The following is a 23,440-nucleotide window of genomic DNA, read 5'->3' as shown; positions in this document are numbered from 1 at the left end:
AAAGGGCGCCAACCACCCGGGTTTGCGCCCTTTAACGGTGCCGGCATGGCGGGATAATGGCGTACCGCTATGAACCTCGTCAGCATCAACGTCGACTCCATCCCACTCGGCCACCCCCTGCCATTCGCCTTGCGGGGTGCCGACGGCGCGCTGCTGGCCCAGAAGGGCTTCGTGGTGCACTCGCAGGATGAACTGGGCACCATGCTCGCCCGGGGCCGGCAGCTGTGCGTGGACGTGGAAGAATCCGGTGAGAGCTACCGCGCCTACGTCGCCCAGCTGCAGCGCATGCTGCGCCAGGACACCAACCTCGGGCAACTGGCCTCCATCAAGATGACCGCCGGTGCCCAGGCCTCCCCGCGCGAGCGCGATGCCCCCCCCTATGTGGTGGACTGGCCCGCCCTGCAGGAGCGCGCGACCCGGCTGCTGCGCTCCCCCCATGCGGCTGATTTTCCGGACCGCTTCCAGCCCCTGCATGCGGAGCTGGCGCGCAACTGCGAGCAGGCACCCGACGCCACGCTGCTGGCGCTGATCTACCTGTCGGCGCAGGAGACGCGCATGTACAGCGGCACCCACGCCATGCTGGTGGCCTGCGTCTGCATGGTGGTGGCCCGGGAGATGCTGCGCTGGCCCCCGGCCCAGGTCCAGGTGGTGGGCCAGGCGGCCCTGTCCATGAACATCGCCATGACCGAATTGCAGGATCAGCTGGCCCAGCAGACCCAGCCCCTGACCTCGGTCCAGATCACCGCCGTGGAAGACCACGCGGCCCGCTCCGAAGCCCTGCTGCGCGAACTGGGCGTGCACAGCGAGCTCTGGCTGGAGGCCGTGCGCCACCACCACCACCGCACCCCAGGCGCGTTCGGCCAGAAGAGCCCCGGCCTGCAGATGGCCCGGCTGATCCAGCGGGCCGACGTCTTCGGTGCCCGGCTGGCGCCGCGCGCCGCCCGCTCGCCCATGCCGGTGACCGCCGCCATGCAGGCCAGCTACTACGACGAGGAACAGAAGGTCGACGAGGCCGGTGCCGCCCTGGTCAAGGCCCTGGGCATCTACCCGCCGGGCGCCTTCGTGAAGCTCGCCAGCCAGGAGGTGGCGGTGGTGCTGCGCCGTGGCGCCAGCGGCACCACGCCGCGCGTGGCCGTGGTCACCAACCGGCTGGGCATGCCCACCGGTGAGCTGATCCCCCGCGACACCTCCCAGCCCCAGTGGAAGATCGTCGGCGTGGTGGCGCACAAGGACGTGCGCGTCAAGCTCTCGCTCAACCGGTTGCTGCCGCTGGTTTGAGCACCCGGCGTCCACGGGACCGTGGACGCCTCCCTTTTTTCCCCAGGGTTTCCGACACCCTGCGGTCGCACTCGCGCATCCGCCACGCCTTCGGCTGCGTACTCCCCCTGTATCTGAGCATTCGCCCCGTTTGGGGGTGATCCGGCGCACTGCAGCCAACCGCAACCAATCAGTACAAATAAAAACTTATGTGGACAAAATATGATTCATTGGTTAAATTGGCCCTCAGCAACACGGGAGGTTCGCTCATGATCCAGTTTTCGCGCCTTTTGGCCCTGGCCCCGGTGGCGGCCCTGCTGTGGCTCGGCGCAGTGCCGTCGGCCTTCGCTGCGCCACCAGAGTCCTGCCCGGCCACGCTGCAGCACACCTACCTGCGGCTGCAGGACGAGAAGCCGCAATCGCTGTGCCAGTACAGCGGCAAGGTCGTATTGGTGGTCAACACCGCCAGCTTCTGTGGTTTCACGGGGCAGTACAAGGGCCTGGAAGACCTCTATGCCCGCTACAAGGACAAGGGGCTGGTGGTGCTGGGCTTTCCCAGCAACGACTTCTCGCAGGAAAGCGGCAGCAACCAGCAGATCGCGGATTTCTGCGAAAACACCTTCGGCGTGAAGTTCCCGATGTTCGCCAAGAGCGTGGTGACCGGCGCCGAGGCCTCACCCCTGTTCCGCCAGTTGGCCCAGATGTCCGGCCCACCGCGCTGGAACTTCCACAAATACCTGCTGGGCCGCGACGGCAAGCTCGTGGACAGCTACACCAGCCTCACGGCACCGGACAGCAAAAGCCTGGTCCGTGCGGTCGAACAACAGTTGGCGCTCCCACCAGCCCGGTGAAACGCATGTTTTCTTTACATTTCTTCAAAAAAATGCCGCACAAGCCCTGGAACTTCTGCGGAACGCCCTTACTCTACCGAAAGCAAGGACGTGTTGAGCGTCAGACCGTTTTAACGTTGCGAAGCCTTTCGGTCCCACGGGTTCCGACTGTTCTCCTGGAGCGCTTCTCCTCCCTCCCTCTCTTATTCGTTTCGGGACGCTTCGCAACTTTTTTATTCAGCCTGCCGGCCAGAGGGAGCCGGCCATGAAGATCGCCATCGTCGGCTCCGGCATCTCCGGCCTGGCAGCGGCCCACCGGCTGCGCGGGCAGGCCGACATCACCCTCTACGAAGCCGGCAGCTATTTTGGCGGCCACACCCACACGGTGGACGTGGCCCTGCCGGGCCCCGAAGGCGACGCCGTGCACTGCGGCGTCGACACGGGTTTCCTGGTCTTCAACGAGCGCACCTACCCGAACCTGATCCGCCTGCTGGCCGAGCTGGGCGTGGAGACCGCTCGGTCCGACATGTCGTTTTCCGTGCAGGTGCCACAGGCACTGGGCGGCGGGCGCACGCTCGAGTGGAGCGGCACGGACCTGTCCACCGTGTTCGCCCAGCGCAGTAACCTCGTGAACCCGCGCTTCCTGGGCATGCTCTACGACCTGCTGCGCTTCAACCGGCTGTGCACGCGCCTGGCCGAGGCCCAGGCCGATGCCGCGCTCATGCAGCCCCTGGGTGACTTTCTCAAGGAACACCGCTTCGGCGATGCCTTCCGCGACTGGTATTTCCTGCCCATGCTGGGCTGCATCTGGAGCTGCCCGACGGACCAGATGCTGCAGTTCCCGGTGGCCACCATGATCCGGTTTTGCCACAACCACGGCCTGATCCAGGTGAGCAACCGCCCCCAGTGGTGGACAGTGGCGGGCGGCGCGCGCCACTATGTGGACAAGATCGTGGCAGGCATCGAGGACAAGCGCCTGGCCACCCCCGTGCACCGCATTGAACGCGATGCTGCGGGCGTGCGCGTGGTGACCACCGGCAACACCGAGCGCTTCGACCAGGTGGTGCTGGCCACCCATTCGGACCAGTCGCTGGCGCTGCTGGCGCAGCCCACGCTGCAGGAGCGCGCCGTGCTCGGTGCCATCCGCTACCAGGCCAACCGCGCCGTGCTGCACACCGACACCTCGGTGCTGCCCGAACGCCGCGCCGCCTGGGCCGCCTGGAACTACGAGCGCGCCCCGGACCGCAGCCGTGAATCGGCCCGCGTGTGCCTGCACTACCTGATCAACCAGCTGCAGCCCGTGCCGTTCACGCAGCCGGTCGTCGTCTCGCTCAACCCGGTGGGCGAGATCGCCCCCGGCAAAGTGATCGGCAGCTACGACTACGCCCACCCGGTCTTCGACCTGGCGGCCATCCGTGCACAAAAGGGTGTCGCGCAGCTCCAGGGCCGCGAGCGCACCTGGTTCTGCGGTGCCTGGACGGGCTATGGCTTCCATGAAGACGGGCTGAAGTCCGGCCTGGCCGTGGCCGAGCACCTGCTGGCACGCATGCCGGCGCCCCTGGCGGAGGCGGCATGACGGCGGCCCCACGCGCCGCCGAGCCGCTGCTGGGCTTCGGCCAGGTGCGCCACACGCGGCTGCGCCCCGCGCGGCATGCCTTTGCCTACCCCACCTTCTTCCTGATGCTGCCTCTGCGCACACTGCGCACACAGGCGCCGGGCCTGCTGGCCGTGAACCGGCGCGCAGCCATCAGCTTCCACGACACAGACCATGGCGATGGCCGCGGCCCCGCGCAGGGCGGGGCACTCGCCTGGGTGGACGAACTGCTGCTCGCCGAGGGCATCGCGGACGCCACGGGCGAGGTCTGGCTGCACTGCTATCCGCGCGTGCTGGGCTACACCTTCAAGCCCGTGAGCTTCTGGTACTGCCACCGCCCGGACGGCAGCCTGCGCGCCATCGTGGTCGAGGTCAACAACACCTTTGGCGAGCGCCACTGCTACCTGCTGGATGCGCCGCGCTACGGGGCCGAGCAGCACGCGCGCAAGGTGTTCCATGTCTCGCCGTTCTGCGACATCAGCGGCGGCTACCGCTTTCGCTTCCTGCGCACCGAGCAGGGCGGGCAGGAGCGCACCGTGGTGCGCATCGACCATGACGACGCCCAGGGCCCGCTGCTGCAGACCAGCGTGTGCGGCACCCTCGCGCCCATCACGCGCGAATCGCTGCGCCACGCGCTGTGGGGCTACCCGGCGATGACGCTGGCGCTGATCGGGCGCATCCACTGGCAGGCCCTCAGGCTGTGGGCCAAGCGGGTGCGCTTTCACCGCAAGCCCGAAGCGCCCGCCTCCATCGTGACCCGTTGAGCCCCGGCACGCAACACACCACAACCCCTCTTCCATCCGGCCCGCCATGAACAGCACCACCCTCGCACCCACCCTGCCACGGGGCACCCCCGCTGCCGCCCGCACGGCCCTGCGCCTGATGCAGCGCCTGCAGCACGGCAGCCTCACGGTGCAACTGCCCGACGGCACGCTGCAGCACTTCGGCAGCCACCAGGGCGATGGGCCGGCCGCAGCCATCACGCTGCGCAACTGGAACGTCTGCAAGGCGGCGCTCAAGTCCGGAGACATCGGCTTTGCCGAGAGCTACATCGCGGGCGACTGGACCACGCCGAACCTCACGGATCTGCTGCGGGTCTTCATCGCCAACCGCCAGCAGGTGGAGGGCGTGATCTACGGCACCTGGGCCGGCCGGCTGCTGTACCGCATCAAGCACCTGCTCAACCGCAACACGCGCGCCAACAGCCAGAAGAACATCCACGCCCACTACGACCTGGGCAATGCCTTCTACACGCTGTGGCTGGACGACACGATGAACTACTCGTCGGCCTGGTTCGAGGGCGATGCCGGCGGCGACATGCGCACCGCCCAGCATGCCAAGGTGCGCCGCGCCCTGCGCATGGCGGGCGTGCAAGCGGGCGACCGGGTGCTCGAGATCGGCTGCGGCTGGGGCGCTCTGGCCGAGATGGCCACCACCGAGTTCGGCGCCTCGCTGACCGGCGTGACGCTGTCGACCGAGCAGCTGGAATTCGCGCGCCGGCGCATGGACGCGGGCGGCGTCGCCGACCGGGCCGACCTGCGCCTGCAGGACTACCGCGACATCGCCGACGGCCCCTACGACGCCGTCTGCTCCATCGAGATGATCGAGGCCGTGGGCCGCGAATACTGGCCGACCTATTTCCAGGCCGTGCGGCGCCTGCTCAAGCCCGGCGGCAAGGCCTGCATCCAGAGCATCGTGATCGACGATGGCCTGTTCGAGCGCTACATCAGTTCCACCGACTTCATCCAGCAGTACATCTTTCCGGGTGGCTGCCTGCCCTGCCCGCGCGAGTTCCGCCGCGAGGCCGAGGCCGCCGGCCTGCGCGTGGTGGACGAGTTCGCGTTCGGCCAGGACTACGCCGAGACCCTCAGGCGCTGGCGCGAGCGCTTCCTGGCCCAGCGTGCGCAGATCCTGCAGCTCGGCTTCGACCAGCGCTTCCTGCACATCTGGGAGTTCTACCTGGCCTATTGCGAAGCGGCCTTCGCCATGGCCAACATCAACCTCGTGCAGTACACCCTGGTGCGCGACTGAGCATGGCCATGAAGCACGCCCCCGCGCTCACCCTGGCCCTGGCCTTGCTCTGTCCCGGCCTGGCGCTGGCCCAGGCCCCGCCCACGGGGCCGCTCAGCGGCCTGCGCCAGGCGGGCCAGGGTACGCTACGCTTCCTGGGCTTCGAAATCTACAGCGCCCAGCTGTGGGTGAGCCCCGGCTTTGACGCCAGCGACTACACCGCACAGCCCCTGGTGCTCCAGCTCACGTACCAGCGTGATTTCACGGCCGAAGCGATTGCCGAACGCTCGATCCAGGAGATGCGGCGCGTGGGCCGCTTCACCCCCGCCCAGGCCACACGCTGGCAGCAGGCTCTGCAAGCCGCCCTGCCCGACGTGAAGGCCGGCGACCAGCTCACCGGGATCTACCAGCCCGGGGCAGGCGCGGTGTTCCAGATGGGTGGGCAGGTGCTGGGCGAGGTCAAGGACCCCGAATTTTCGCGCCTGTTCTTCGGCATCTGGCTGTCGCCCCGCACCTCCGAGCCGGCATTGCGCCAGACGCTGATCGGTGCCTCCTCTGCTGCGGGGACGCCGTGACCGCCGCTGCAGCGCTGTCCTGGCGCCAGGGGCTGGCCTATGGCCTGCTCGGGCTGCCGCTGGCGTTCGTGGCGCTGCCGCTGTACGTGCTGCTGCCCAACCACTACGCGCGCGAGTTCGGCATGCCCCTGGCCACGCTGGGCGGCGTGCTGCTGGCCGCGCGGCTGTTCGATGCCGTGTCGGACCCGCTGCTCGGCCGCTGGGCCGACCGCTTGTTCGAGCGCTCCCCCCTGGCGGTTCTGTCCACCGGGGCGGTATCGGCCGTGGTGCTGGCCGTCGGACTCACCGCACTGTTCTTCCCCCGGGTGCAAGGCCAGGGCGCGCTCGCCGCCTGGGCGCTGGCCTGCTTGCTGGTCAGCTACCTGGCCTACAGCCAGCTCGGCATTGCCCACCAGTCCTGGGGGGCGCGCCTGGGCGGCGACGAGCTGCAGCGCAGCCGCATCGTCGCCTGGCGCGAAGGCGCCGCCCTGGCCGGCGTGGTGCTCGCCTCGCTGCTGCCGGCATTGTTGGGCCTGCCGGTGATGCTGGGCGTGTTTGCGGCCGCCCTGGTGCTGGGCTGGCTCGCGTGGCTGCGCGCACCCCGGCCTGCGCCGGCTGCGTCCCACACCACGGACCGTGCGGACCTGTGGCGGCCCTGGACGCGCCCCGCATTCCGGCGCCTGCTCGCAGTGTTCGTGCTGAGCGGCATCGCCAGCGCCATACCTGCCACGCTGGTGCTGTTCTTCATCCAGGACCGGCTGCAGGCGCCGCCAGGCCAGGAGCCGATGTTCCTGGCCGCGTATTTCCTTTGCGCGGCGCTGTCGATCCCGCTGTGGCTGCGGGCCGTGGCGCGCTGGGGCCTGGCCCGCACCTGGCTGGCGGGCATGCTGCTGGCCGTTGCGGCGTTTGCCTGGACGGCTGCGCTCGGCGCGGGCGACAGCCTGCCCTTCCTCGTGGTGTGCGCGCTCTCGGGCGTGGCCCTGGGCACGGACCTCGCCCTGCCCAGCGCCCTGCTGGCCGGCGTGGTGGCGGCCGAAGGCGACAGCGGCCAGCACGAAGGCGCCTACTTCGGCTGGTGGAACTTTGCCACCAAGCTCAACCTGGCGCTGGCTGCGGGCCTGGTCCTGCCCCTGCTCGACGGGCTGGGCTACACCCCCGGCACGCGCAGTGCCGAAAGCCTGCACACCCTCACCCTGGCCTACGCCGTGCTGCCCTGCGCCCTGAAGCTGGTGGCCGCAGCAGCGCTGTACCTGTTGATCCTGCGGCGGCCTGTCGCCGCAGCCCTTCCATCCCTCCAAGGCGAACCATGATGCAGCGACGCTTGCTACTCCTTTCGGCCGCAGCCGTGGCCGCCCCCGTGGCGCTGTCCGGTTGCGCGGGCCAGAACCTGGTCGACTACGCGGCCGAAAAGCCGGTGCTCGACCTGGCGCAGTATTTCAATGGCGTGATCGACGCGCACGGCATGTTCCAGGACCGCAGCGGCAAGGTGGTCAAACGCTTCACCGTGGTCATGCACTGCCAGTGGACGGGCAACCAGGGCGTGCTCGACGAAGCCTTCACCTACTCGGACGGCAGCACGGAACGGCGCATCTGGCGCCTCACGCGCGAAGCCGATGGACGCTACACCGGCACGGCCGGCGACGTGATCGGCCAGGCCGTGGGCCAGGTGCGCGGCAACGCCTTCCGCTGGAACTACACCCTGGCCCTGCCCGTGGACGGCACCGTCTACCACGTGGACCTGGACGACTGGATGTACCTCATGGACGAGCGCGTGATGCTCAACCGCGCCACCATGAGCAAGTTCGGCGTGCGTCTGGGCGAGATCACGCTGTCATTCACCAAGCGCCTGCCATGAGCCTCAACCCCCGCCTGCGCGACTGGCAGGGCCGCCGGGCCTGGCTGGTGGGCGCCTCCAGCGGCATCGGCCGGGCCACGGCCTCGGCCCTGCATGCGCGCGGGGCCGAGGTCATCGTCTCGGCCCGCAGCGAAGCGGCGCTCAATGCGTTCGCCGTGCAGCACCCCGGCAGCGTCGCGCTGCCACTGGACACCGCCGTACCCGACGCCGTGAAGGCGGCCGCAGCCCAGGTGCTGGCGGGTGGACCGCTGGACCTGGTGTGCTACTGCGCAGGCACCTACCACCACATGCGTGCCACGGAGTTCGACCTGCCCGTGATGCTGCGCCACGAACAGGTGAACTACACGGGCGTGCTGCACCTGCTGGCCGCCGTGCTGCCGGACATGCTGGCCGCTGCGCACTCGGGCCGCCCCGGGCATGTGAGCCTGGTCAGCAGTGTGGCGGGCTTTCGCGGGCTGCCCAAGAGCCTGGCCTACGGCCCGACCAAGGCGGCACTGATCAACCTGGCCGAGGCGCTGTACCTGGATCTGCATGGCCTGGGCATGGGTGTGAGCGTGGTCAACCCGGGCTTCGTGGCGACGCCGCTCACCGAGGGCAACGACTTTCGCATGCCGGCGCTGATCACGCCCGAAGAGGCGGCCACGGCCATCCTCAAGGGCTGGGGGCAGGGCGCGTTCGACATCCACTTCCCCAAGCGCTTCACGCGCGTGATGAAGATGCTGCGCGTGCTGCCGTATGGGTGGTATTTTCCGGCCATCCGCAAGTTCACCGGACTTTGAGCCCCATGCCGCCGCCAGACACCCCCCCATCCACCGAAGACGCCGTCACCCGCCTGATCGCCTTCTTCGAGACCCTGGCTCCGGCCGACGTGGCGGCACTGGGCCGCCTGTATGCGGCCGATGCGCGCTTCAAGGACCCGTTCAACGAGGTACAGGGCCTGCCCGCCATCCGGCACATCTTCGAGCACATGTTCGTGGCGCTGGAGCAGCCGCGCTTCGTGGTCACCGGCCGCGTGGTGCAGGGGCCGCAGTGCTTCCTGACCTGGGAGTTCCTGTTCGCCTTCCGCAATTTCCACAAGGGCGTGGCGCAGACGGTGCGCGGCGCCTCGCACCTGGTGTTCGACGACCAGGGCCTGGTCACGCTGCACCGCGACTACTGGGACGCGGCCGAGGAGCTGTACGAAAAGCTGCCCGTGGTGGGTGGACTGATGCGCTGGCTCAAGCAACGCGCCAACAGCTGAAGCCGGTCACGCGCGGTCCCGCAGGCGCAAGTGGCCGGGCAGGGGCACGGCGCGCTGCAGCACCCCTTCGGCCAGCCACACGGCACTGTTCCAGGCCCGGCCGGCCACATAGGGCAAAGGCAGTTGCTGGTAGTCGTCGTTGAAGACCTCGAAGCTGTAGTCGCCCCGGTAACCCATGCCGTCGAGCTTGCGCACCAGCTCGACCAGTGCCTGGCTGTGCACGCCTTCGCCCGGGAACACGCGAAAGTGCCGCGCCGTGTCGATGCGCTCCTGCACCGTGCGCGTCTCCTGCCACATGAAGTCCGACAGCTGCACCAGGTAGATGCGCTCGGGGTCCACGCCCTCCAGGGCTTCGAGCGGCGTGCTGGTGGCGAACTGGTGGTAGGAGTCGATGGCCAGGCCGAGGTTGGGGCAGTCGGCCAGCTGTACTGCGGCCCAGGCCTGGTGCACCTCGTTGATGTGCCGGCCCCAGGACAGACCCTCGAATGCGATGCGGATACCGTGCGGCAGCGCCAGCATGGCCAGCTTGCGCAGGTCGCGGGCGATCACCTCCGGGTCGTCCGTGGCATGCAGCGAGGTGGAGCTGCAGGCCAGCAGCACCCGGGTGCCCAGCGCGCGCGCCATGAGGATCATCTGCTGGGCGATGCCCACCTTGTAGCTGTGCAGGTGGCCCGACAGCCCCTCGAAATCGCGCAGCACCTGGAAGCCCGTGACGCGCAGGCCGCTGCTGCGCACGGCCTGCACGGCGGCGTCGATGCCCTGCGGGTGGCCGACCAGGTCGCGTGCGGCCAGCATGATCTGGCCAAAGCCCGCAGCCTTCACGGCGGCCAGCTTGGCCTCCAGCGGACCGGCGAGGCTGATGGTGTCCATGCCGAAATCGGCGACGTTGCGTTGCATGGCCTGGGCGCGCATGGGGAGACCCGTTTTCATCGCGGATCGAGCACCAGCTCGAAGCTGGCCCCCCCGGCCTCGGCGCGGGTCAGCGCCCCGCGCACCTCGCTGTGCACGCCCGTGGGCGACTCGACGAAATCCACCCCCTGTGCACGCAACGCCGCCACCGTGGCCAGCACGTCGCCGGTGCCGAAGGCCACGCGCTGCAGCAGCTCGCCAGGGTCGGCATCGAGCGCATCGATCAGCGGCTCGATGAGCTGCCAGTACAGGGTGCCGCAGGGGCTGGCGAGGATGCGCCCTTGCGTGAGCACGCCGAAGTTCTGCTCGGGCGGCAGCTCGGCAAAGCCGAACAGCTCGCCATAGAAGGCGGTCCAGTCGGCCAGCCGATCGAGGCCGATGTACTGCACCAGGCCGAACAGGTGCAGGCCGTGCTGTGCGGGAGGGCGCGGCTCCACCGTTGGAATCGGCACGAAATCGACGTCGTAGATCGAGAACTCGCGGTGCCGGTCGACGAAGTAGATGCGGCTGGTGCCCACGCCGTGGATGGCCGGGATGTTGAGCTCCATGACCTCGACCTCGGTGTGCACGGCCCAGGCGCCGAGCTCCAGCACGCGCCGGTAGGCGGCCGCAGCATTGCCGACGCGAAAAGCGATGGCGGACAGCACCGGAGCGTCGCCCGGCGCGGGAAGGTGGGCAACTGCGGCCTCGCCCTGGTGGGCGTTGACGATGATGTTCATGCCGCCCTGGCGGTACAGCAGCACCTCGCGCGAGCGGTGGCGCGCCACGGGCTTGAAGCCCATGCGCTCCAGCGCCTGGCCCAGGGCCTGCGGGCGGGCCGTGGCGTATTCGATGAACTCCACACCCTGCAGGCCCAGGGGGTTGGGCAGGGTGCCCAGGGATTCACGGTCGGCCGTCATTGGTGTGTTCATCGGCTGAACTCCTTCGGAGATGCACCAGGTCAGCGCCTGGTGACCAGTTGGCGGAAATGCGCATCCATGCGCGCAGGATCGGGCGCCACGCCGGTGAACAGTTCGAACGCCCCGACCGCCTGGCCCACGGCCATGCCGCCGCCGTCCGAAACGCGGCAGCCCAGGGCGCGCGCGGCCTGGACCAGGGCGGTCTCCAGCGGGAAGTACACCACCTCGGACACCCACATCGCAGGGCGCAACAGGCCCACATCCAGCGACAGGCCCGGCAGCTTGTCCATGCCCGTGGGCGTTGCATGGATCAGCCCCGTGGCCTGGGCCATGGCAGTGGCAATGTCACTGGCCTGGGCCCTCGCGCCGTAGAGTGCGTTGACATCGGCCGCCAGTTGCGCAGCGCGTTCGGGCTGCGCATCCACGATGGCCAGGCGCTGTGCACCCAGCCGCAGCACGGCATGGGCAATGGCGGCACCGGCACCGCCCGCGCCCAGCAGCACCACATGGGCCAGATCGGCCTCTGGCAATGCACGCTGGAAACCCCAGGCCCAGCCGGAGCCATCGGTGTTGTGCCCCACCAGCCGGCCATCCTGCACCACCACGGTGTTCACGGCGCCCATGGCCCGGGCCTCTTCGGACAGGCCGTCCAGGTGGGCGATCACGGCCTGCTTGCAGGGATAGGTCACATTGCAGCCGGCATAGCCCATGATGCGGGCGGCCGAGAGCAAGGTGGGCAGTTGTTCGGGCGAGGAGGCGGACCGGTCCAGATCGATCAGTTGGTAGTGCAGGCGCATGCCATGGTGCCGTGCTTCCTCTTCGTGCAGCGCGGGCGACAGCGATTGTTGGATGCCTGCACCGATCAGCCCGATCAGTACCTTGCGGGGGCTCGTGGAAGACATGGTGGGCATGAGAGAGGTGACCGGGGTATCGAGGAGCGGAAAGCTGATGGGATGCGTGCCTGGGTGCACTGCCGAGGCGGATGCCGCCACGGCAGTGCGGGTTCGGTTACTTGCTGCCGCGCAGCTTGGCCAGCGTGGCGTAGACCTCCTGCACCGTCTCGGCGCCGACCTTGTCGCTGTGCTTTTCGACCACGGGCTTGACCTTGGCGCGCAGCTTGTCGACCTCGGCGGGCGAGAACTCGGTGACCTGCATGCCCGCCTTCTTGAGCTCCTCCAGCGCCACGTCGGCCTGGGAGCGCGAGACACTGCGCTGGAAGGTGGTGGCCTCGGCCATGGCTTCGGTCACGGCCTTCTGGTCCGCAGGGTTCAGGCTGTCCCAGAACTTCTTGCTGACGATGACGGCCTGGGGGTTGTACATGTGGCGCGTGATCGTGAGGTGCTTTTGCACCTCGGCGAACTTGGACGAGAGGATGGTCGAGAACGGGTTCTCCTGGCCGTCCACCGCCTTTTGCTCCATGGCGGTGTAGAGCTCGGGGAAGGGCATGGGCACGGCGTTGGCGCCCAGTGCGTTGAACATGTCGATGTAGATCGGCGACTGGATCACGCGGATCTTGAGGCCCGCGATGTCCTCGGCCTTGGTGATGGGCTTCTTGCTGTTGGTGAGGTTGCGAAAACCCAGTTCCCAGTAGCCCAGGCCCACCAGGTTCTTGGCCACGAGCTTGTCGAGCAGCTTCTTGCCGAAGGGGCCGTCGGTCACGGCATCGGCTTCCTGCGGCGAGGCGAACAGGAAGGGGAAGTCGTAGATGCCGAATTCCTTGGCCTGGGCCGAGAGGATGCCGGCGTTGAGCACCGTCATCTCCACCGTGCCGCCCTGCAGCGCCGACACGGTCTGCAGGTCACCACCCAGCGTGCCGCCGGGGAAGAGCTTGACCGCGATGCGGCCATTGGTCTTGGCGGCCACAAGGTCGGCGAACTTCTGTGCGCCCTGGGCCTGCGGGTGCTCTTTCTGGTTCTGGAAGGCGAACTTGATGGTGCGCTCCTGCGCGTGGGCGCCGGACAGCAGCGATGCAGCGACCAGGGCCGTGGCCAGCAGTGTCTTCACGAGGGTCATGATGAAAGTCTCCTTGATGTAGTGGGTAGCGGAACGGAACGACGACGGTGAAAGTTTCAGCCGGTGAGCCAACGCAACGGCACCATGACGATGGAGGGGAACACCACCAGCAGGAACATCACGAAGAGTTGGGCCAGCATGAAGGGCAGCACACCCCGCGTGACCTGGTCCATGGAGATGCGCCCCACCCCGGCCACGACGTTGAGCACCGTGCCCACCGGCGGCGTGATCAGCCCGATGGCGTTGTTGATGATGAACAGCACGCCAAAGTACACGGGGTCGATGCCGGCGGCCTTGACCACCGGCATCAGCACCGGGGTCAGGATGAGGATGGTGGGCGTCATGTCCATCGCCGTGCCCACCACCATCACCAGCACCATGATGGCCACCAGCAGCAGCGTCGGGTTGCCCATGAAGGGCTCCAGCATGCCGATGACCTTGGTGGGCAGGTCGGCCACTGTGATCAGCCAGGCCGAGACCATGGCGGCTGCCACCAGAAACATCACGATGGCGCTGGTGCGGGCCGAGGACTGGAAGATGCCTGCCAACTGGCGCACGCCGATCTCGCGGTAGACGAACATCGCTACCAGCAGGGCATACACGGCCGCGACCACGGCCGCCTCGGTCGGGGTGAACACGCCCATGCGCAAGCCCACGAGGATGATGAGCGGCAGGCCCAGGGCCCAGACGGCTTCGCGCAGCGCCTTGAGCAGTTCGGCGCGTGAGGCTCTGGGCGGGGGCTGCACTTTCTCGTTGCGCACCAGCCACCACCAGGTGAGCGCGAGCGACAGGCCCAGCAGCAGGCCTGGCACGATGCCCGCGAGGAACAGCTTGCTGATGGACACGTTGGCGGCCACGCCGAAGATCACGAGGCCAATGGACGGCGGAATGACCGGGGCGATGATGCCGGCCGATGCGATCAGGCCGGCAGAGCGGGCCTTGTCGTGCCCGGCAGCCACCATCATCGGCAGCAGCAGCGAGGCGAGGGCTGCGGCGTCGGCGACAGCCGAGCCCGAGACGGCGGCCAGTAGCACGGCGGCCATGATGGTCACGTAGCCCAGGCCGCCAGGCATGTGGCCCACCAGCGCCAGCGCCAGCTTGACGATGCGCCGCGACAGGCCGCCGACATTCATGATCTCGCCCGCCAGCATGAAGAAAGGCACGGCCAGCAGGGGAAAGCTGTCGGCACCATTGATGACGTTCTGCGCCAGGATCTGCGCGTCGAACAGGTCCAGGTGCCACATCAGCGCAGCGCCGCTGAGCAGCAGCGCGTAGGCGATGGGAATGCCGATCGCCATGGCGAACAACAGGGAGCCGAGGAAGATGGCAACGGTCATGGGGAGGGTGTCCTGAGGGCGGCGCGGAGGATCAGGGGCGCTTGGCAGCTGCAGGCGCATCGCCCGCGTTGCGCTGGACCAGCGCGGACAGTTCCTCGCTCTCCTGCACCATGACCAGGTTCTGTTCGGACAGCGGGGTGAACAGCGTGCGCAGCAGGTCGCGCAGCAGGATGGCGATGCCCGAGGCACCCATGAGCACGCCGCTGGCATAGAAGATGGCCACCGAGGCACCGGTGACGGGGGCCTCGGTCTCCCAGTTGATGAGCATCTGCGCCCAGCTGCCCGACAGCAGCAGCCAGGAAACGAAGATCATCGCCACCTGCGCCAGCGCCAGGCAGGCGCGCTTGCTGGCGGGCGGCAGGCGCGAAACCAGCATGTCGGTGCCCAGGTGGCCGTGCTCGCGCAGTGCCACGATGGAACCCATGAAGGTGAGCCACACGAACAGCCAGCGCGAGAGCTCTTCGGAGATGGTAATGCCCGAGTTGAGCGCATAGCGCGCCACCACGTTGCCGAAGACCAGCACCACCATCAGGGCCAGGCACAGGCCTGCCAGCATGTCGAGCAGGCGGGTGTATCGCCCCAGCAGGCGGTCGGTCCATTCCAGCATCGCGAGTCTCCGGTCGTTGTGAGGTGAATTTTGTACGAACTGGTTAGTATTTAATCTGGGTACAAACCCTGAGCCCGGCATCTCCCGGGTGCCTGTGCTGCGACAGAGACACTCAGAGGTTGGGAATTTTTTGGCCGTGACCGAGGGGCGCGCCAAAACGCCTCGGATCGAGGAGGCTGTCGGACTTGGAAATCGTCGGCTGCAAATCGGCCGCAGCGATCCATCTTTCACCGCCTTTTTGCCCCATAGCCCGGCTATGGGGCTGCAAATCCGGCAAAAACTGTCCTCGCTGGGGCCGATTTTCGCTTTCGACGCTCCAAGTCCGACAGCCTCCTAGGCGCAAAGCACAGCCATAGCTCGGGCTATGGCGAGCATTTGCAACGACGAGCCGGGGTGTTTTGGCGTGCAAAGCGGGCATGGACGAAAGATTCCCAGCCTCTCAGGGACGCAGGAAGCGCACGATCATCTCGACGATGGAGTCACGCCGCTCGACCATGGCGGCGGGCGCATCGAGCGTGCGCTTGAAGATGGCGCCGAAGGTGTGCCGGTTGGAGACGTTGAAGAAGCACAGTGCCGAGATCGACATGTGCAGGTCGACCGGGTCCACGTCGGGGCGAAAGACCCCGGCGGCCACGCCGCGCTGGTAGACCTTGTGCACCGCATGGATGACCGGGATATTGAGCTCCTGGATGGTCGTGGAGCGGCTGATGTACTCGCCACGGTGCATGTTCTCGTTCATCACCAGGCGGATGAAGTCGGGGTTGGCCAGCTGGTAGTCAAAGGTAAAGCCCACCAGCGTGCGCAGGGCTTCCTCGGGCGCCAGGTCTTCCAGGTGCAGGTCCGATTCGATCTGCCGGATGCGGCGGTAGGCTTCTTCAAGCACCCGCAGGTACAGGCCCTCCTTGCTACCAAAATAGTAGTAGATCATGCGCTTGCTGGTACTGGTGAGCGCCGCGATCTCGTCGATGCGGGCGCCAGCCAGGCCCTTGTCCGCAAACTCTGCCGTGGCCACCTGCAGGATGTTGGCCATGGTGCGGTCCGGGTCGTTCACGCGCACACGCTCGGCGCCGGGCGTGGCCGCAGCCGCACGCGCAGCGCGCTGCCGCGCCGGGCGGCTGTCACCGGCGGAGGGCGGGGGGTTTTGAACCGTTTCGTCCATATGCGCCAAGCATACGGCAAGGGCAGGGCTTGGCCCCCTGCGGCGCGATCAGGAAGGCTTGGTGTCGGCGAAGCTCGGGCGCTGCATGAGCTTGTCCAGCAGCTTGCCCAGGTTGGGGTATTCGCTGCGCCAGGCCACGTCGGGGAAGCGGAACTCCAGCCAGCCCAGTGCGCAACCCACGGCGATGTCCGACAGGCTCAGGTGGATGCCGCTGCAGTAGGGTTTGTCGCCCAGGCCCTGGCTCATGGACTTGAGGCTGTCGTTGACCTTGCGCATCTGCCGGTCGATCCAGGCCTGGCTGCGCTCGCTGTCCTTGCGGTGGGCCCAGGTGGCTTCCAGGCGCGCGAGGATGGCCGCGTCCATCAGGCCATCGGCCAGGGCTTCCCAGGTCTTGACCTCGGCACGCTCGCGGCCCTGGCTGGGGATGAGCTTGCCCACGGGAGAGAGGGTGTCCAGGTATTCGACGATCACGCGCGAGTCGAACACGGCTTCGCCGCCCTCCATCACTAGGCAAGGCACCTTGCCCAAGGGGTTGGACGTGGCGATGGCCGTGTCGTCAGCCCAGACGTTTTCCTGCACGAACTGGTAGTCGAGCTTCTTTTCGGCCATGACGACGCGCACCTTGCGTACATAAGGGCTGGCGGAGGCTCCGATCAATTTCATGGGGTGGTTTCCAGTGCGCGGGATATGCTGACGTTACACGAGCGATTCTATCGGCTGAGACCCATGGCGCCTGCCCCGCAAGCCCCCCGCATGGGGGATACCGGGGAGCGCAGGAACTCCTGTAGCGGCGTGTCACCAGGGCCGCAGCGCCCTGGTGCAGATTTGCAACAGCTTGTCTGCGGCGCACCGGACCACCGGGTGCACCGGCCGGATGGGGGTTTCCCCGTGCGTGCAGCCTACAATCTGGCCCCATGAGCCTGTCCACCATCACCGCCCTGTCGCCGCTCGACGGCCGCTATTCCAACAAACTCGCCGCCCTGCGCCCGATCATGAGCGAGCACGGCTACATGCACCGGCGCGTGCAGGTGGAAGTGGCGTGGTTCATCGCGCTGTCGGACGCCGGATTTGCCGAATTCAAGCCGCTGACCACGGGCGCGCGCGCCTACCTGCTGGGCCTGGTGAAGAACTTCTCGGAGGCCGATTCGGCTGCCATCAAGGACATCGAGAAGACCACCAACCACGACGTGAAGGCCGTGGAGTACTGGATCAAGAGCAAGTTCGAGGCGCGCCCCGAGCTGGAAAAGGCCGCCGAGTTCGTGCACTTTGCCTGCACCAGCGAAGACATCAACAACACCAGCCACGCGCTGCAACTGCGCTCGGGCCGTGACCAGGTCGTGCTGCCGGGTCTGGACCGCGTGGTGCTCAAGTTGCGCGAGATGGCGCATGCCTACGCCGACGTGCCCATGCTCAGCCGCACGCACGGCCAGACCGCCAGCCCCACCACGGTGGGCAAGGAAATGGCCAACGTGGTGGTGCGCCTGCAGGCCGCCTGCGAGCGTATCGCCGGCGTGAAGATCCTGGGCAAGATGAACGGCGCCGTGGGCAACTACAACGCCCACATGTCCGCCTGGCCCGATTTCGACTGGGAAGCGTTCAGCAAGAAGGTCATCGAGACGCCCGAGCCCCTGGGCCTGGGCCTGACCTTCCAGCCCTACAGCATCCAGATCGAGCCGCACGACTACATGGCCGAGCTGTTCGATGCCGTGGCGCGTGCCAACACCATCCTGGTGGACCTGTCGCGCGACATCTGGGGCTATGTGAGCCTGGGCTACTTCAAGCAGCGCCTGAAGGCCGGCGAGATCGGCTCCAGCACCATGCCGCACAAGGTCAACCCGATCGACTTCGAGAACGCTGAGGGCAACCTGGGCCTGGCCAACGCGCTACTGCGCCACCTGTCGGAAAAGCTGCCCGTCAGCCGCTGGCAGCGCGACCTGACCGACAGCACGGTGCTGCGCAACATGGGCGTGGCCCTGGGCTATGCCGCCCTGGCCTATGCCTCGCTGCTGACCGGCCTGAACAAGCTGGAGCTCAACGAGGAAGCCCTGGCCGATGACCTGGACGCCTCCTGGGAAGTGCTGGCCGAGCCGATCCAGACGGTGATGCGCCGCTTTGGCGTGCAGGGCGCGTACGAAAAGCTCAAGGAGGTCACGCGCGGCAAGACCGTGACGGCCGAGGCGCTGCACGGCCTGATCCAATCGCTGGAGATCCCGCAGGCCGAGAAGGACCGGTTGCTGGCGATGACGCCGGGCAGCTACACCGGCAAGGCCGCCGCCCTGGCCCGCAGGGCCTGAGCGGTTTCTCCCGCAAGCCCTGTGAATCCGGGGCTGGGCATCGACGCGGACCCGGCACGCTCTCGACGAAAATCACCTGCGCCCTGGGGCGCGGGTGATTTCCTTTTTTCACGGCCTCTGTTGCCTGCGCGCAGGCGTAGGCAGTGGTCCATAGCTCAGTGAGGCGTCATGGCCATCAAATCCACCATCTTCAAGGCGAATCTGCAGATCGCCGACATCGACCACGGCTACTACGCAGACCACGCGCTGACGCTGGCGCGGCACCCGAGCGAGACCGACGAACGCATGATGGTGCGCCTGGCGGCGCTGGCCATCCATGCGCACGACCTCAACGACATCTGCAATGGCGACGGCACACTGGCCTTCGGCGCGGGGCTCTCGGACCCGGACGATCCGGACGCATCGCTGACCGATTTCACGGGCAGGAAGCGCGTCTGGATCGAGGTCGGCCAGCCCGAGGACAAGCCGCTGACCAAGGCCTGCAGCAAGGCCGACAGCGTGGTGGTGTACTGCTTCAACCATGCGGCCGAGATCTGGTGGAAGGGCATCGAGACCAAGCTCTCGCGCCTGGAAAAACTGCAGGTCTGGCGCATTCCCACCGAGGCATCGCAGGCCCTGGCGGCCCTGGCCGAGCGCAGCATGCAGCTGCAGGCCACGGTCCAGGAAAACGCGCTGACCCTGAGCAGCAACCTGGGCAGCGTGGTCGTGGAACCGGTGCGCTGGAAGTAAGCCACCACCACTGCCACCAGCGCGACTGAAGCACGGACGGCCGCCAGCTGCGCCTCGCGGCAAGGATCCGGTCAATCCAGCGGCATGAGGGCCCCGCAGTGCCAGCACTGCTCGAAGCCACCCTCCACAGTTTCACCGCAGCGGCAGACCCAGTGGCGCTGCGGCAGGTTCTGCAGGTCACGGAGCAGAGTGCGCGCGCGGCTGGCGTGCTCGTCGTATTCGAGCCAGATCTCGGGCAGGCACTGGTCGGGCGGCAGGTGGCCGGCGGCAGCGCCCAGGTACTGCCGCTGCACCGAGGCGGTCATGCCGGCCTCGCACAGGATGTCGGCCCAGAGCGTGGCAATCGCGATGTTGGGGGCCTGGGTCAGTCGCAGCATGGCCCCACCATACCGGTTTGGCCGCGCGACGTACAGTGGTGCAGCGACCTGGAGCTCAGGCTTGTGCCACCGAGACCTGCCGTGGTCCTGCGGAGGGCCCTTCTGCGGCCCGTTCGGAATAGCGGTTGAAGCGCCAGGCAGAGTGCTCCAGCGTGATGCGGCGCCACACGCTGCGCTTTTCGGCAGGCGTGTAGGCGAGCCAGTGCTGCACCTCGTCGAAGCTGCGGCCGCAGCCCTTGCACTGGTCGTCGCCCTGGCTGGTGGAGCAGATGGCGATGCAGGGGGTGTCGGGCGTGGTCTCGTACCAGCCCTGCCACGCCACCAATGCATCCTCCGGGAAATCCGCTTCATCGATCTCGTCCGCGTGCCGGTAGACCATCAGCGCATACACCCTGGCCAGGGCACGGGTGGCAGGCGCCAGCGTGAAGCCGTCGGGCGAGGGCGAGCGTTCGCGCCAGTGGTTGATGGCGGCCTCGATGTCGGTGATATGGATGCGGGAAGAGGGCATGGCGAAAAAAGGGCCCCCGCCAGCTTCTGCCCGGCGGGGGCCCGGAGGATAACCGGCATTGCCCGGCATGCGGGCAAGCGGGTTACTCAGTTGTTGCCCAGGGCAATGCCCTCGCGCCGCGGATCGGCCCCCCCAGCGTACGTGCCCGCTGCGGGGTTGCGCGAGAGCAAGCCGGCGCTGCCATTGGCGCGCAAGCCGTTGAACGTCACGCCGTGCAGGCCGCTGGCAAAGGTGTCGGTCTGCGCCACGGTATGGCCACGGGCCCTGAGGCCATCGCGGATGGCCGCCGTGTCGATGACCGAGCCCTTCTCGATGGAGGTGGTGGCATTGGTCTGCGCGCCGAAGTTGGGCAGGTTGATGGCCTGCTGCACGTTCAGTCCCCAGTCGGTCATGCCCAGAATGCTCTTGGCGGTGTACTGGATGATGGCGCTGCCGCCGGGCGAGCCGATGGCCCCTTCGAAGTCGCCGGTGGCGGCATTGAAGATGATGGTCGGCGCCATGGAGCTGCGCGGCCGCTTGCCGGGCTGCACGCTGTTGGCGATGGCTTTGCCGGCAGCGTCGGTGGCGGTGAACGAGAAGTCGGTGAGCTGGTTGTTCAAGAGGAAGCCGCGCACCATCTGCAGGCTGCCGAAGCCGTTTTCGATGGTGGTGGTCATCGACACGGCGTTGCCCGAAGCGTCCACGATCGACAGATGGGTGGTGGAGGGCAGGTTCAGCGAGCTGTCGGCACCGCGTGCGGCGACCACGCCGGGGGGCGTGCCGGCCACCGGCGTGCCGATGCTGCGCTGCATGTCGATCAGCCGCGCCCGGCCCTTGAGGTAGTCGGCATTGATCATGCCGGCCTGGGGCACGGCAACGAAGTCGGGGTCGGCCACATACAGGGCGCGGTCGGCATAGGCCAGACGGTAGGCCTCGGAGACGACGTGCACCGAATCGAGCGTGTTGGGCTTCATCGCTGCCAGGTCGAAGCTTTCGAGCATGCCCAGGGTCTGCAGCACGGCGAGGCCGCCCGAGCTGGGCGCGGGCATGCCGCAGACGCGGTACTTGGTGCGGTACACGCCGCACACGGGCTCGCGCACCTTGGCGGTGTAGTTGTTCAGGTCGGACAGCGCCAGCTTGCCGGGGTTGGTGGGGTGGCCCGTGACCTTGGCCACGATGTCGGCGGCGATGGCGCCTTGGTAGAACGCATCGGCGCCGCCAGCGGCGATGGTGCGCAGGGTGGCTGCCAGTTCGGGGTTCTTGAGCAGCGTGCCTGCGTCCTTGGCAGAGCCGTCGGCCTTGAGGAAGTAACTGGCGCCCGGCTCACCCTGGGCTTTGATACGGGCGGCCGAGCCGGCGATGGAGACGCTCATGCGCGGGGAGATGGCAAAGCCGTCTTCGCTGAGCTTGATGGCGGGATCGAACAGGTCCTTCCAGGGCAGTTTGCCGTGCGCCTTGTGCGCGGCTTCGAGCATGCGCAAAACACCGGGCGTGCCGACCGACAGGCCACCGTCCACCGCCGTCAGGAAGGCCAGCGGGTTGCCGTTGGCGCCGATGAACAGGTTGGGCGTGGCGGCCATGGGCGCGGTCTCGCGGCCGTCGTAGGCCAGCAGCCGGTTGGCACCCTTGTCGAAATGCAGCATGAAGGCGCCGCCGCCGATGCCCGACGACTGCGGCTCCACCAGGTTGAGCACCATCTGCACGGCAATGGCCGCATCGATGGCGCTGCCGCCCTTGGCCAGGATGGCAGTGCCGGTCTGCACGGCCAGCGGATTGGCCGCAGCGACCATGTCCTTGTTGGCATAGGCGATGGTCTTGGGCGTGTAGCCCGAGGGCGGCTCGGGCGGCACGTACTGCTCCACCGGCTCGGCGAGGGGGGTGTCGTCGTTGCCTCCGCAGGCAAGCAGTGCAGCCACGGCAGTGGCACTGAGCAGGGCGAGCTGCCAGCGGCGCCCGGTGGTGGAGATGGTCATGGGATGTCGATCCTCGATCCAGGGAAGAGCAGGGGGGATGCAGCATGCGGAATGGCGCAGGTGCACGGCGAAGCCCATGATAGTCACGCTTCTGTCACACCGTAAAGGCAAAAAATGGCACGCCGACATGCAGGGCGGATGTGCTGGTTGTCGCGGATGCTTGCCGTCCACCGTCTGCAGGGCTTGCGTTCAGGGCCCGGCGATGGTCCAATTGCGGCTTCGAAGGGGAGTAGCTCCCGCCACGCATGTACAGCGCGCGTGGCATCGGCCTGTCGTCAGTACGAAGCATCGCTTCCGGCAGCCCGGGTCCAGCGCGCACGCAAGGCGCGGGATCGAGCAAGACCTTTGATGGGCCCTTCTGTGGGCTGATCAAGGCTGCCTTCCCGATTCTCGAACCACCCGCGCAACGCGGGCGAGCCCTTGATCCTCCGACCGCAGGCCCTCTATCCCCAGGATGGACTTGGCGCTACATTGGCGCCAAGCCCTCCTTTTGCCCACTGATATTGAGGAATTTATGGACTTTTTGGCTTCGCCCGAATTCTGGCTCGCGCTGGGACAGATCATCATCATCGACATCCTGCTGGGTGGCGACAATGCGGTGGTCATTGCCCTGGCCTGCCGCAAGCTGCCCCCGGCCCAGCGCACCCAGGGCATCATCTGGGGCACGGCAGGGGCCATCATCCTGCGCGTGATCCTGATCGCCTTCGCGATGACCCTGCTGGCACTGCCGTTCCTCAAGTTCGTGGGTGCCATCCTGCTGGTGTGGATCGGCGTCAAGCTGCTGGCCCCCGATGAGGACGGGCACGGCGATGTGGCAGGCAGCGACAGGCTGCTGGCCGCCATCAAGACCATCATCGTGGCCGATCTGGTGATGAGCGTGGACAACGTGATCGCCATCGCCGGCGCCGCGCAGAACGCGGGCGAGCACCAGTTCCTGCTGGTGGTGCTGGGCCTGTTGATCTCGATTCCGATCATCGTCTGGGGCAGCCAGTTGGTCATCAAGCTGATGGAGCGTTTCCCGTTCATCATCACGCTGGGCGGGATGCTGCTGGGCTGGATCGCCGGCGGCATGCTGGTGACCGACCCGGTCTTCTCCAATCCTGACAAGTGGCAATGGATGCTCAAGATCCCGCAGACCGACATGATCAGGTATGGTGCGAGCGTGGCAGGTGCCCTGCTGGTGCTGGCGCTTGGCAAGATGATCCTGGCGCGCCGCGCTGCTGCTGCTGCCGCCGCCCCCCCCGTGGAACACGGTTGAGCGGACTTCAATGACCCCATGGGCTGACCGCGGGGCGCTCGCCGAGCGCCTTGGGCGG

Annotated in this window: 24 protein-coding genes; 13 read left to right on the top strand and 11 right to left on the bottom strand. The window is 67.5% G+C overall.

Going from position 1 to position 23,440, the window contains the following annotated elements; all coding sequences use genetic code 11:
* Positions 1 to 69: 69 nt before the first annotated feature.
* The 10 genes from U5N23_RS01095 (at position 70) to U5N23_RS01050 (ending at position 9,340) form a co-directional block, all read left to right on the top strand.
* Complete coding sequence (locus U5N23_RS01095; protein ID WP_322591029.1) at positions 70 to 1,278, top strand: phosphohydrolase; 1,209 nt, start codon at positions 70 to 72, stop codon at positions 1,276 to 1,278.
* Positions 1,279 to 1,526: 248 nt separating this feature from the next.
* A complete protein-coding gene (locus U5N23_RS01090; RefSeq protein ID WP_322591028.1) occupies positions 1,527 to 2,108 on the top strand; it encodes a glutathione peroxidase in 582 nt (193 codons plus the stop codon).
* A gap of 244 nt (positions 2,109 to 2,352) precedes the next feature.
* Positions 2,353 to 3,663 carry an NAD(P)/FAD-dependent oxidoreductase gene (locus tag U5N23_RS01085; protein ID WP_322591027.1) on the top strand — a complete coding sequence of 437 codons (1,311 nt, stop codon included), beginning with the start codon at positions 2,353 to 2,355 and terminating at the stop codon, positions 3,661 to 3,663.
* Positions 3,660 to 4,445 (top strand): DUF1365 domain-containing protein, encoded by a 786-nt coding sequence (locus U5N23_RS01080; protein ID WP_322591026.1) that lies wholly within the window; start codon positions 3,660 to 3,662, stop codon positions 4,443 to 4,445. The genes U5N23_RS01085 and U5N23_RS01080 overlap by 4 nt, the downstream gene beginning before the upstream one ends.
* Before the next feature lie 46 nt (positions 4,446 to 4,491).
* Positions 4,492 to 5,712, top strand: a complete 1,221-nt coding sequence (locus U5N23_RS01075) for a cyclopropane-fatty-acyl-phospholipid synthase family protein (protein ID WP_322591025.1) — start codon at positions 4,492 to 4,494, stop codon at positions 5,710 to 5,712.
* An 8-nt stretch (positions 5,713 to 5,720) separates the two neighbouring features.
* The gene (locus tag U5N23_RS01070) at positions 5,721 to 6,266 is read left to right on the top strand and encodes a chalcone isomerase family protein (protein ID WP_322591024.1); all 546 of its coding nucleotides are present in this window, start codon (positions 5,721 to 5,723) and stop codon (positions 6,264 to 6,266) included.
* Entirely contained in the window at positions 6,263 to 7,555 is a 1,293-nt protein-coding gene (locus U5N23_RS01065) for an MFS transporter (RefSeq protein WP_322591023.1), read from the top strand. Before U5N23_RS01070 ends, U5N23_RS01065 begins: the two co-directional genes overlap by 4 nt.
* Positions 7,555 to 8,100: a DUF3833 domain-containing protein gene (locus tag U5N23_RS01060; protein ID WP_416208557.1), complete on the top strand. Its 546-nt coding sequence runs from the start codon at positions 7,555 to 7,557 to the stop codon at positions 8,098 to 8,100. Before U5N23_RS01065 ends, U5N23_RS01060 begins: the two co-directional genes overlap by 1 nt.
* Entirely contained in the window at positions 8,097 to 8,879 is a 783-nt protein-coding gene (locus tag U5N23_RS01055; protein ID WP_322591021.1) for an SDR family NAD(P)-dependent oxidoreductase, read from the top strand. The genes U5N23_RS01060 and U5N23_RS01055 overlap by 4 nt, the downstream gene beginning before the upstream one ends.
* Before the next feature lie 5 nt (positions 8,880 to 8,884).
* Positions 8,885 to 9,340 carry a nuclear transport factor 2 family protein gene (locus tag U5N23_RS01050; RefSeq protein WP_322591020.1) on the top strand — a complete coding sequence of 152 codons (456 nt, stop codon included), beginning with the start codon at positions 8,885 to 8,887 and terminating at the stop codon, positions 9,338 to 9,340.
* A 6-nt stretch (positions 9,341 to 9,346) separates the two neighbouring features.
* Here U5N23_RS01050 and U5N23_RS01045 read toward each other — a convergent pair whose 3' ends face one another.
* The 8 genes from U5N23_RS01045 to U5N23_RS01010 form a co-directional block, all read right to left on the bottom strand.
* Positions 9,347 to 10,252 carry a sugar phosphate isomerase/epimerase family protein gene (locus U5N23_RS01045; protein ID WP_322591170.1) on the bottom strand — a complete coding sequence of 302 codons (906 nt, stop codon included), beginning with the start codon at positions 10,250 to 10,252 and terminating at the stop codon, positions 9,347 to 9,349.
* 14 nt (positions 10,253 to 10,266) lie between these two features.
* Entirely contained in the window at positions 10,267 to 11,160 is an 894-nt protein-coding gene (locus U5N23_RS01040) for a 4-hydroxyphenylpyruvate dioxygenase (RefSeq protein WP_322591019.1), read from the bottom strand.
* A 29-nt stretch (positions 11,161 to 11,189) separates the two neighbouring features.
* Positions 11,190 to 12,050 (bottom strand): shikimate dehydrogenase, encoded by an 861-nt coding sequence (locus U5N23_RS01035; RefSeq protein ID WP_322591018.1) that lies wholly within the window; start codon positions 12,048 to 12,050, stop codon positions 11,190 to 11,192.
* Between the two features lie 106 nt (positions 12,051 to 12,156).
* Positions 12,157 to 13,161: a TRAP transporter substrate-binding protein gene (locus U5N23_RS01030; protein WP_322591017.1), complete on the bottom strand. Its 1,005-nt coding sequence runs from the start codon at positions 13,159 to 13,161 to the stop codon at positions 12,157 to 12,159.
* A 56-nt stretch (positions 13,162 to 13,217) separates the two neighbouring features.
* Entirely contained in the window at positions 13,218 to 14,498 is a 1,281-nt protein-coding gene (locus U5N23_RS01025; RefSeq protein WP_322591016.1) for a TRAP transporter large permease subunit, read from the bottom strand.
* Positions 14,499 to 14,529: 31 nt separating this feature from the next.
* The gene (locus U5N23_RS01020; protein ID WP_322591015.1) at positions 14,530 to 15,105 is read right to left on the bottom strand and encodes a TRAP transporter small permease; all 576 of its coding nucleotides are present in this window, start codon (positions 15,103 to 15,105) and stop codon (positions 14,530 to 14,532) included.
* A 439-nt stretch (positions 15,106 to 15,544) separates the two neighbouring features.
* Positions 15,545 to 16,264, bottom strand: a complete 720-nt coding sequence (locus U5N23_RS01015) for a TetR/AcrR family transcriptional regulator (RefSeq protein ID WP_322591014.1) — start codon at positions 16,262 to 16,264, stop codon at positions 15,545 to 15,547.
* 48 nt (positions 16,265 to 16,312) lie between these two features.
* The gene (locus tag U5N23_RS01010) at positions 16,313 to 16,927 is read right to left on the bottom strand and encodes a glutathione S-transferase N-terminal domain-containing protein (RefSeq protein ID WP_322591013.1); all 615 of its coding nucleotides are present in this window, start codon (positions 16,925 to 16,927) and stop codon (positions 16,313 to 16,315) included.
* Between the two features lie 251 nt (positions 16,928 to 17,178).
* Here U5N23_RS01010 and purB point away from each other — a divergent pair, with 251 nt between their 5' ends.
* Both purB and U5N23_RS01000 read left to right on the top strand, forming a co-directional pair.
* Positions 17,179 to 18,558: an adenylosuccinate lyase gene (gene purB / locus U5N23_RS01005; RefSeq protein ID WP_322591012.1), complete on the top strand. Its 1,380-nt coding sequence runs from the start codon at positions 17,179 to 17,181 to the stop codon at positions 18,556 to 18,558.
* Between the two features lie 168 nt (positions 18,559 to 18,726).
* A complete protein-coding gene (locus U5N23_RS01000) occupies positions 18,727 to 19,287 on the top strand; it encodes a YaeQ family protein (RefSeq protein ID WP_322591011.1) in 561 nt (186 codons plus the stop codon).
* 71 nt (positions 19,288 to 19,358) lie between these two features.
* Here U5N23_RS01000 and U5N23_RS00995 read toward each other — a convergent pair whose 3' ends face one another.
* From U5N23_RS00995 to ggt, 3 genes are all read right to left on the bottom strand, one after another.
* Positions 19,359 to 19,664 carry a DUF2007 domain-containing protein gene (locus U5N23_RS00995; protein WP_322591010.1) on the bottom strand — a complete coding sequence of 102 codons (306 nt, stop codon included), beginning with the start codon at positions 19,662 to 19,664 and terminating at the stop codon, positions 19,359 to 19,361.
* A gap of 55 nt (positions 19,665 to 19,719) precedes the next feature.
* Positions 19,720 to 20,172, bottom strand: a complete 453-nt coding sequence (locus tag U5N23_RS00990) for a DUF3717 domain-containing protein (protein ID WP_322591009.1) — start codon at positions 20,170 to 20,172, stop codon at positions 19,720 to 19,722.
* An 86-nt stretch (positions 20,173 to 20,258) separates the two neighbouring features.
* Positions 20,259 to 22,124 carry a gamma-glutamyltransferase gene (gene ggt, locus U5N23_RS00985; RefSeq protein ID WP_322591008.1) on the bottom strand — a complete coding sequence of 622 codons (1,866 nt, stop codon included), beginning with the start codon at positions 22,122 to 22,124 and terminating at the stop codon, positions 20,259 to 20,261.
* A 514-nt stretch (positions 22,125 to 22,638) separates the two neighbouring features.
* On the opposite strand from ggt, the gene U5N23_RS00980 reads away from it, so the two are divergent.
* Positions 22,639 to 23,382, top strand: coding sequence for a TerC family protein (locus U5N23_RS00980; RefSeq protein ID WP_322591007.1), 744 nt, complete (start codon positions 22,639 to 22,641; stop codon positions 23,380 to 23,382).
* The last annotated feature ends 58 nt before the right edge of the window (positions 23,383 to 23,440 follow it).

The organism is Acidovorax sp. (genome assembly GCF_034519795.1).
Taxonomy (GTDB): domain Bacteria; phylum Pseudomonadota; class Gammaproteobacteria; order Burkholderiales; family Burkholderiaceae_C; genus Acidovorax.
Note: the sequence above shows the minus strand (reverse complement) of the source record. Positions and strands in the feature narration are given on the sequence as shown.